We start from the raw sequence: 8,360 nt of genomic DNA on the forward strand, positions 1-8,360 counted from the left end.
TTTTTTCAAGGCGTAGATCAGTTATTTTGTCCGCTGTTTTGTTATATATAATTTCATGTTTTGTTATTTATCTATTTTAGTGGGTATTGTTCAAACTGCTGATTACAGTCGGGATGCCCTGTTGCTCATCAATAACTTGATTGATTTTTTTCCAGTTTAATTGATATTGGTTGTTTTGGTTATATTTAAGTAGAGCAAAGATAATTTGTTGATTAAGTTCTGTTTGTTTGACTTTAAATTCATAAAGGGGCTTGTGAACTTCCAAGAAGAGCTGCTTGTTTTTGTGGCCTATTTTATAGGTCTGATTGACAATATAGACAGGGGTGTTGACTTTAACAATATTAAAGAGGTTTTTGATATCTTCAGGGAATAAACTGATGCAACCAGAGCTGGTGCGGCGGCTGATGCCCATGACTTTATTTGTGCCATGAATTAAATAGCTGGAGTGACTTAACCGCATGGCGTGCTCGCCCAGTGGGTTTTTAGGGCCAGGAGCAATAGATTTTGGCAAATATTTTCCTTGTTTTGCATGATATGCCCGGATACTCTCTGGGACATGCCAATGTGGTTTGTGAATTTTATGGCTGACCATGCGTTTACCGAGGGGAGTCATCCAACCACGTTTACCAACACCAACGGGATAGGTAAAAAGGCGCTTGTTATTGCGATCAAAGTAGTAAAGTCTAAGCTCAGCAAGGTTAATAATAATACCGTCTCGAGGGGCATCGGGCAAAATAAACTCTGTTGGAATCAAGACCTTTTCACCATTGAGTGGGTGCCAGGGGGAGATATCGGCATTGGCTTCCATAAGCTCATGAAAGCCTGAGCTATAAAGGCGCGCTAAGTGCATAAAGTTATCATTTTTTTGTGCAGTGACGATAAAGGTACGGCCGACAATAGATTCATTGCTTTTTGGTAATGGTAATTGCAGCGCAAATGCAGAATGATTAATAAAACTACTGCAAAGTAAAATAAATAAACCAGTTAATCCTTGTCTCACAAGCTCTCAATTCCATTGGCAATTTTATTTTTAGTTCTTTTCTATGTTATAGAACAGATCGACTGCGCTTGTTGTTCCTGCCTCAGTATTAACGCTCCAGTTTTGGTTAAGCTGATAGCGAATACTTGCAATCTGTTGGCCCAAGAAGCCTACGCTATAACTGACATACAAGTCAGGTGCAAGATATTTGCCAAGGACTAATGAAGTGGTTGAACGCAATGAGTTTAAATTATTCTGCTCTTGACCTGCCGCTTGTGTCGCAGGTGCATTGCTTTGAATACCAAGCTCTGAGAGGCCCAGTGTTTTTTTGATATTTTGGACAATGCCGCCGGTGCCTGTGTTAAAAAGGCTTGATGAGGTGACTAGCTGGGCGAGAATGGCGGCATTACCACTGCTGGTTTGAGGAACGGGAGTGCCGAATAGTAAATAAGATAGAATATCTGCTTTAGACATTGTCGGTGTTGAGTAAGGTGTAAGAGTTGGCTTGTTAAGGTTTCCTGTGACTTTTACGCCTGTTGTAATTGATTCATCAGTGGGGTTGCTCGGGGTGATTTTACGCTCGATATTGATATTAAGGCCAGGGTTTTGAATGGCATTGCCGCCAAAAATCAACTGGCCTTGGGTGATGTTGAGGTTTTGACCTAATAATTTATAGGTGCCGTTAATAAGTTTCAAGTTGCCGTTGGCTCGAGTAAGCTGATTAGGTGTGCTAATGATGTTGAGTTTGCCTTCAATATTTGTTTTAAGGCCATAACCGGTGACAAAAATATTTTTATCAAGCTCTAGATTAATATCGGTATGAATATTTAAAGCAGGGTTCTGTTGGTCGCCGACAATCTTTATATCGGTGGGCAGTGTGATATTTTGAGGGACTTGGTCAACATGAATGTCTCCTTTAAGGATATGTAAATCGCCGGTGATTACTAAGTCTTTAGCGTTATTATAAGCGATGCTGATGTTTGGATTTGCATGCAGTGTCGCATAAGGTAAGTCCATCAATTGTGCATTTTTACCCTGAATATTCAGTGTCACCTGTGGTAGCAGGTGAGTGATATCGATAATACCGGTTAGAGATAAAGACCCTGATCCTGCCATTGCTTTTGCTTTGACTGCTAGCGTTGGTGAGCCATTGGCTGTCAGTGTGAGGGAGGTTTGTTTAAGTTCAATGCCAGTAATCGGCAGATAAAGGTCCGCTGTGAGTGTGGTTTGTCCGGTGAGTTTTGGCTGTGTAATATTTCCTGACAGGCTAAAGGTGCCTGTGAGGGTGGGGTGTTGAATATTAATCTCAGGAATAAAGCCGAGTATATTCACCGCTTTTAATGAGTAATCGATCCTTCCAGATAAGGTTCTTAAGTTTTTTAGATTAATTTGACCGTTAATATGGTCATCATGGCCGAGTTGCCAGTGCATTTGGCTAGAAATTTGTTTTTGATCGCCTTGAATTAATAAAGATAAAGGCTGAAATGCAACTGTTTTAATACGTTCACTGGTTGGATTAACTGTTCTGATTTTCCCCGCGCTGCTGGTGAGTTTTGCGTTGATTTTAGTGAGTTGGTGAGAGTGTTGATTAAATTTAAGCTGCAAATCAAGCGTGCCTGATAAAGACCCAGTTAATTGTAATTTATTAGGAGAGATTTGATTTATTAAATTAAGGGGGAATTTAACGAGTTTGACTTGAAGTTGTCGTATCTGATCTTGTTGCTGGTTATTAAGTGGCTTGAATGAAAATGAGACAGAACGCTGATTATTTTTTTTATTTGTTAAGATAAACGGGCTGATAGCGAGCTTTGTTAGATGCTGTAAGTGAAATTTTGCTAGCACAGGCTTAGATAAGGCCCAGTCTATATTATTATTTTGTTGCTTTAAATTGAACCGATGTAGAGTAAGGTTTACTTGGTTATTTTTATTAAGCGTGCCTGTTGCTTGTTGGTCGAGTATTAATTTTCTGGCTTGAATGTGCGTGCTAAGTGAAAACTGTCGGGATTTTAGCTTAAATCTGCTGGTTATATTTTTAATAGGAAGCTTGAGTAGAGTTAAGTTGTTTGCAAAAAGCGCTACAGTTGCTTCTGATTGGCTCGTGCTGATATTGAGGCGAGCTTGCTTAATTCGCAAATGATTTAAAATAGGTGAAATTTCTGGTGTATTTAAGAGTAAATTGTTAATGGTCGCTGTGGCAGTGATTTTATTGTGATTTAGGCGTCCTTGTAAATTTATTTTCCCTGTACTGCCGGGTAAAATATGATCGATTTGATTTAGAGCGATGTTCATTTTGGCGCGCTCTGGCGTCCCTGTGAGTGAGATAGCATTGTTGCCATTATGAGCTTGGATATCAAAGCTTATTTTCTGAGGGTTGTAATCTAGTTTAGCTTGGCCTTTAATTACTTGCTTAAACAGAGTGCCTTGAATGTCGGTATTAAGTTGCCCCGATTGACTATTGCCGTGACCTGATACGTGGATGTTAAGTGTGCTGGGGTAACGTGCACTTAATTCAGCAAGGTTTAAAGAGGACACCGTAAGCTGGGTTTGCCAGTGCGCTTGGCTGATATTAAAGCTTGCTACCCCATCGATTTTTGAGCTTTTAAGTATATTGCCGGTGATTTTTAATTGATAGCTTTTAGTTAAATCGCCTTGGCCGGTTGTGGTGAGTTTCAAGCGTTTTATTGTATTTTGATGAGTGATGAGTGTGCTGTGGCTTTTAAATTGGTTGATTGGGCCATAACCGCTAGTGCTTAAATAAAGAGCATGCGAGTGATAATAACCATGTGCTTGTGCACTGATATTTATAATATTGCGGGACGCATGTAGGTAAGCATTGCCTGTTATAGACTTTATCGTATTATTTTTGAATATTAATTTTTTAATTGAAAGATGATTAATAAATATTTCAGGAATAAAAAAATGATTAATCAGGCTGGTTTGGCTTTTATTTGGATTTAACTGTGTTTTTGTTACTTGATTGGCTCGGGTTGTAATCGCCAGTGATTGGGTTTGCACACTAGATAAATTAATCTGGCCGGATAATAGTGAGAGTAAGTTGATTTTGATTTGAGCGTCAGTTGCTGCTAGCTTAATTGAGTCTTGAGAGTAGGTGATGTTGGCATGGACTGTTGTTAAAAGCGTTCCGGATAATCGATCAGTATTGATCTGAATAGAGCTTGGAATAAATGATAGACCTATTTTGATGGCTAATTGAGTGCCTGTGGGCGTGCTGAGTATTAAAAACACTGAGATAATCAACAGCAAGCTAAGGGCGATTAAAATACGGATGAGCCACTTGGCAGTTTTGATTGCTCTCATATGAAAAACCCAATGCTAAAGTGGATGTGCCAGGGCGTGCCCTGCAAGCTAAGTGCTTTGGCAAAGGCGAGTTTGACCGGGCCAATAGGGCTATACCAAGCTAACTGCAACCCCACGCCTTGCATTAAGTCTAATTTCTCAGGCTTGTCGTAAAAGGCATTGCCCATATCATAAAAGGCACTTAAGCCAAGTTTATAAGGGAGTTGAATTTCGTAGGCCGCAGTTCCAGTAATTAAATAACGCCCCCCTAATTTTTGGCCGTCTGGAGCGGAGGTGCTGAACGATTTGTAACTGTAGCCGCGCACGCTATTGGAGCCACCGGCAAAAAAACGTAAATTCGGCGGGAGTTCGTCAAAATCATTGGTGACGATTGAGCCAAATTCTCCGCCAAGTAAAAAGCGGGTTTTATGTGTGATTTTGTGAGCAAAATGAGCATTAATCGTAAAACGTGTGAAATTAACCGGACTAAGTGCGGGGGTGCCGGCCTGTAAGTTTGTTGTAATTTGGTAGCCATTACGCCAAAAGCCTTGTCGTGTTGAGACAAGGCGAGAGAGAGAAAGCTCAGGGATGGTGAGGTTGGTATTTTGGTCTGGGCCATTATCAACGGAATATTGGACCCACTGGTGCTTTAAACCGGCTTGATAAGTCCAGGCTCCATAGGTTGAGGTATAACCGAGGCCGACTTGCTGCGTAGTGCTGTTATAAGAGTCTGGGTGATCATAGTAATCAGCAGCACTGAATGTCGTCGCATCAGTTAAGGGGTTTTCTCCTGGGATGGTATAGGCCAGATTATAGTGGGTTGCGATTTGTGAGAGCTGGATTTGGCTGGATAAGTGTTGACCGGTATTTGTTACACGTCGCCAGTCAAAACCGACGGTACCGCGTACCCCGGTATCTGTGCCATAACCTAAACCGAATTTATAATGCTTGGCCTTTTTGGGAATTAACGTGACAACGAGTGGGACTTTAGGGGGAGTCGCTGTTTTAGTGTTATCACGGCTGACAATCACTTCATCAAATAAGTTGCTGGCAATTAAATTATTTTGTAGTTGGACCAGCTGGGACTCTTGGTAGGGGGTATTGGCTTTAAATGGGATAAAGCGCTTTAGGTAAGAGCTTGCATAAGCACTTTGATCAAAATGCACAGAACCAAAATAGGCACGTGATCCTGTATTTAAAATAAGAGTAATATCTGCTTGATGTGATTTTTGTATTAATAGTGACTCGATGTGAGATGAGTTGCGCATTAAAAAAGCCAAGTTCGTTAGCCCAAGCGAGTAAGCGGGCTTTTGCATTTTCATAATCGATGCTGATCATCGGATTGCCTGTTTTAAGCGGGAAGCGTTTTTGCCAGTGTTTAAATTGAGGTAAATTTTTACCTTCACCGGTGATATCCAACGTAATGTTATTAACGGTTGTTTGTGGTCCTGGGGTTACTGTATAGGTGATTAGAATGGGGTTATTTTTCCAATTAATACTTGCATTGACCTGGCTGTTAAAATAACCATAGGGCTGTAACGAGGCGGTAATTTCTTTTTTAGCCCTGTTGAAAATAAAGCGGTAAACGGAGTTTAGTTTGCTCGGCGATATAGTCTTTATAACGTAGAACGCTTAAGCCTTGTTGAATGTTTTTAAGGGGTTCGCCGGTGATGCCTTGAATCTGAACGGTATATTCTAGCTTGTTGTTACTTTTTTGGGTATGAGTTGCCTGGGCAGCAAATACTGTGCTGATCGAGATGTAAGTGGCTAAAAATAGAGCGAGCAGGCAGGCAAAAGAGAATGGGAGGGCCTTGAGAGAGAATCTGTACGAGTAAGGTTTACAAGGCCGATCTTTTTGCATCTATCTAGTGATTAGTTACGTATGGCGATTCCTCGAAAGACAAGCGCGGTCAGCGGTTGTGGGGAAGCGGCAACACCGCCGCCTGTGACGGCGACAATATTTGCTCCCGATTTGGCTGCCAGTTTTTTCGCATAAGCTTCTACCTTGGTCATCGCTGCTTTAATGTTCGCAGCTTCAGTCGATGTTAAGTGCATTTCGATGTTAATGTCACCGACTTTGGTGCCATTTGGCATATAGTTAACAAGTTGAACTTGATCGGCTTGGGTGGGAGCAAAGTGCTGACTGGTGGCGGGAAGAACGATGCCACGAGGTGTTTGTGGGTAGGAGGGCTTGATTGCAATAGCAATCAGGACGGTGATCACGATGCAGATAAGGTAGCTAATATTTTGCTGTAATGATAATTTTTTCATGCAGATCGGATCCCAAGTCTCTTGAATTAGTAGGGCTTATCTTAGCTTGCTGTTGCCATTTTTTCAATGATTGGTGCTTCAGTGGGCTGGACTAGGCTTAATGCCTGTTCTACGGTGCTGATATCAGCATTTTTAAGGTGAGCATTCTCACTGAGGTGACGGCGCCACCGTCGAGCCCCTCCAACGCCCTGAAACAGGTTGAGCATATGGCGAGTGATGTGATTTAGGCGTGTGCCTTGGCTGAGTTCTTTTTCAATATAAGGCAGCATGCGTTGAACGGCTGTTATTGCGCTGATAGAGTTATCTTGAGTGTGGTAAATTTCATGGTCAACTTGAGTGAGCAATAAAGGGTGTTGGTAGGCGGCACGACCCACCATCACGCCATCAATATGTTTTAATTGTTCTTGAGTTTGTGCAAGGCTATTAATACCACCGTTGATTGATATCGTAAGTTCTGGGAAGTCCTTTTTAATGTCATGGACGTAATTATAATTTAGCGGGGGGATCTCACGGTTTTGCTTTGGACTTAAGCCTTTTAACCAGGCTTTACGGGCATGAATGATAAAGTGCTCACAACCGGATTGGCGAATAATGTCAACAAACTGGTATAAATGTTGATAGCCTTCTTGATCATCGATGCCGATACGGTTTTTCACTGTCACTGGAATGGAAACTTTGGCTTTCATCGCGGCGACGCAATCTGCGACAAGTTCAGGCTCTGCCATCAAACAGGCACCAAAGCGGCCATTTTGGACGCGATCACTTGGGCAGCCGACATTAAGGTTGATTTCACTATAGCCATATTCTTCGGCAATGTGTGCGCACTGCGCCAGTGCTTTTGGGTCGCTGCCACCTAGCTGCAAGACAACGGGAGTGTCCAGACTGTCGCATTGAAGGAAACGATGGGGGTCATTGTGTAAAATTGCACCGGTAGTGACCATTTCTGTGTATAAAACGGCATGTTTGGATAAGATGCGAAAAAGATAACGGCAATGACGGTCTGTCCAGTCGAGCATGGGAGCGACTGAAAATCGATGTGCAGAGGACATTTTAAAACTACCAGGCTATGCTAAAGAGGTCGATTATCGCTAACTATTGGCTTAGATGCAAGTCGTTGGCCGCTGACTTATCGCTTATCATCTTGTCATTTAGGCTAAAAAAGTTTAATGTTGTTGGTTTATAACAGCGTCTCGAGTTGCTATCTAATAGGCTATTGTGGCATAACGTTTGCTTAATATTTGCTCGGTATGATGTGCAGTCACATTTAGTTTAGTATCGATTCGTGCTTGTTAACTGTATGATTAGTTTAAAAGATATAAGAATTAAGTTTGAAGTAACAATGAGTAGAGGCAGCAAGGTGAAGCGTCCACAAAAACGATATCAATATCAATGGGTCATTTTAGGCGGTGCTATTTTATCGGGGTTGTGCATGGCGGTCGCTTTTGCAGGCTCTAGACCTGTTCAGCACAGTGATCACAATAAAACGACAGCTGTTGCAAAAAGCAAGATTATTTCTGTACAAACTCAAGCGGTCAAAGTGATGACCATTGAAGACTCTATCAAAGCCCTAGGGACCTTAGCGCCTTCGCAAGAGGTGACCTTAAGCTTTGATGCTGCAGGGCACATTACCAAAATTAATTATAAAAATGGTCAGTATGTAAAAAAAGGGGCGATTATTGCTGAGCTGAATAATGCCAGCGAAGAAGCGGAACTTAAGTCGTTATTGGCCGATGCACAAGTTAAGGCATTGGATTACCAGCGTTATTTAAAACTGAGCAAGATTGGTGGTGTTTCAGAGCAGACGCTTGATAAA

At 41.8% G+C, this 8,360-nt stretch carries 7 protein-coding genes and 1 pseudogene; 1 reads left to right on the forward strand and 7 read right to left on the reverse strand.

The window, feature by feature from the left end; all coding sequences use genetic code 11:
* Positions 1 to 76 precede the first annotated feature (76 nt).
* The 7 genes and pseudogenes from BGC07_RS00005 to dusA all read right to left on the reverse strand — a co-directional run bounded on the left by BGC07_RS00005 (position 77) and on the right by dusA (position 7,596).
* On the reverse strand, positions 77 to 1,000 hold the full coding sequence (locus tag BGC07_RS00005) for a L,D-transpeptidase family protein (RefSeq protein WP_069311461.1): 924 nt from the start codon (positions 998 to 1,000) through the stop codon (positions 77 to 79).
* A 30-nt stretch (positions 1,001 to 1,030) separates the two neighbouring features.
* The gene (locus BGC07_RS00010; RefSeq protein ID WP_069311462.1) at positions 1,031 to 4,297 is read right to left on the reverse strand and encodes a translocation/assembly module TamB domain-containing protein; all 3,267 of its coding nucleotides are present in this window, start codon (positions 4,295 to 4,297) and stop codon (positions 1,031 to 1,033) included.
* Positions 4,294 to 5,598: an autotransporter assembly complex protein TamA gene (locus tag BGC07_RS00015; protein ID WP_235602788.1), complete on the reverse strand. Its 1,305-nt coding sequence runs from the start codon at positions 5,596 to 5,598 to the stop codon at positions 4,294 to 4,296. Before BGC07_RS00015 ends, BGC07_RS00010 begins: the two co-directional genes overlap by 4 nt.
* A 187-nt stretch (positions 5,599 to 5,785) precedes the next feature.
* Positions 5,786 to 5,851, reverse strand: a pseudogene (locus BGC07_RS23575) (hypothetical protein); the annotation flags it as partial.
* Positions 5,835 to 6,137: a hypothetical protein gene (locus tag BGC07_RS21300; protein WP_235602789.1), complete on the reverse strand. Its 303-nt coding sequence runs from the start codon at positions 6,135 to 6,137 to the stop codon at positions 5,835 to 5,837. The gene BGC07_RS21300 and the pseudogene BGC07_RS23575, both read right to left, overlap by 17 nt.
* Before the next feature lie 11 nt (positions 6,138 to 6,148).
* Positions 6,149 to 6,547, reverse strand: a complete 399-nt coding sequence (locus tag BGC07_RS00020) for a hypothetical protein (RefSeq protein ID WP_069311463.1) — start codon at positions 6,545 to 6,547, stop codon at positions 6,149 to 6,151.
* A gap of 41 nt (positions 6,548 to 6,588) precedes the next feature.
* Complete coding sequence (gene dusA, locus BGC07_RS00025; RefSeq protein ID WP_069311464.1) at positions 6,589 to 7,596, reverse strand: tRNA dihydrouridine(20/20a) synthase DusA; 1,008 nt, start codon at positions 7,594 to 7,596, stop codon at positions 6,589 to 6,591.
* Between the two features lie 308 nt (positions 7,597 to 7,904).
* Here dusA and BGC07_RS00030 point away from each other — a divergent pair.
* Positions 7,905 to 8,360, forward strand: a 456-nt coding sequence (locus BGC07_RS00030) for a biotin/lipoyl-binding protein (protein ID WP_235602790.1), incomplete at its 3' end; no start/stop codon positions are given.

The sequence above is a fragment of the Piscirickettsia litoralis genome (assembly GCF_001720395.1).
GTDB lineage: Bacteria > Pseudomonadota > Gammaproteobacteria > Piscirickettsiales > Piscirickettsiaceae > Piscirickettsia > Piscirickettsia litoralis.